Below are 1,215 nucleotides of genomic sequence, written 5' to 3'. Positions count from 1 at the left end.
CAGTTCGATTTCTATGATATTACAAAATCTTTTTGATAAATAGTTTCATTATTTATTAAGGCAAAAATTCTATGAATAATTTTATTTCTGATAGCATTTAAAATACTCATTTTATTTTTGCCTTCTTCTACTTTTCTTAGATAATACACTCTCAGTTCATTATCTAATCGTATTGCACTCATTGCTGCTAAATGTAGCACCTTTTTCAACTCTTTATCTGCAAAAACTGACACTTTAGGTTTAAATCGGAGCGATGTTCCTGATTGATGATCAAATGGAACTACTCCAGCATAACAAGCCATTTTTCTAGGGTTGTTAATTCTACAAAAACCTTGAGTTTTAGTAATCATCATCCAAGTTAATACTTTTCCAACTCCCGGTATGGTTCTCAATCTATTTGACTGGTCTTGTAATATTTGGTCTTCTTGTATAATTAATTCAATTTTATGTTCAATAATTTTTAGTTGTTTATCAATGTTTGATATCAAACTTTGGTTTAGTTTGAGAAGCTCTTTATCCATCTTCATTGACTTCATTAATTTGTAATCGCATTGTTGTTTTAATAAACCAGATTTGATTTTGATTCTATGTTTTCTCTCAGTTTGCAAGACTTTTAATTTTTTTATAGCTAATGTATTAGGTTGCCATTGTGGTAAATCCATATGATTTTTTTCAATGAAATAAACAATTCTTTCAGCATCAACTTGATCATTTTTACCTCTTACTAATCCTAAACTTTTTTTCATATGAATAGGATTGATAACATAAACTAAAAAAGAAAATTTTTCTAAGGCTTCATAAAGGTTATAATTATATCGACCAGTATTTTCCATGGCTACATAAGTTAAACAACTACTTTTTTTAAACTTATTAAAAAACTTTTTACAGCTTGAAATACTATTTTCAATAGTATAAAAAGTGTTGTTATTATTCTCTTTAATACAGATGTCTAACGTTTTATTGCTAACATCAATTCCAATAAAAATGTTTTTCATAATTTTGTTTTTAAGACGTTAAAAGATTAGAGAATATTCATCAGTAACTCAACTCCTTGATAATGGGCTTCACTCCCTAATTTCTATCTGAGATTTTGATGACAAAAGTGTTTAAGTCTTAATCGAACTATGAGTTTTACTCGGAGTAATTGTTAGTTTACTTAAACACTTTTCTCTTTTCTAAATTTACCTAAATTTATTAAAACAAATCTAAAGGAGT

The 1,215-nt window shown here is 27.0% G+C and carries 1 protein-coding gene; it reads right to left on the bottom strand.

Going from position 1 to position 1,215, the window contains the following annotated elements; all coding sequences use genetic code 11:
• Positions 1 to 11: 11 nt before the first annotated feature.
• The gene (locus G6042_RS00775; protein WP_169522369.1) at positions 12 to 995 is read right to left on the bottom strand and encodes an IS110 family RNA-guided transposase; all 984 of its coding nucleotides are present in this window, start codon (positions 993 to 995) and stop codon (positions 12 to 14) included.
• Positions 996 to 1,215 lie beyond the last annotated feature (220 nt).

Source organism: Flavobacterium solisilvae, from assembly GCF_012911605.1.
Taxonomy (GTDB): Bacteria; Bacteroidota; Bacteroidia; order Flavobacteriales; family Flavobacteriaceae; genus Flavobacterium; species Flavobacterium solisilvae.
This window is presented reverse-complemented; position numbering and strand designations above follow the sequence as displayed.

Coding starts and splice junctions, on each gene's coding strand:
- G6042_RS00775 (WP_169522369.1), bottom strand. CDS start 995: ATGAAAAACATTTTTATTGGAATTGATGTTAGCAATAAAACGTTAGAC.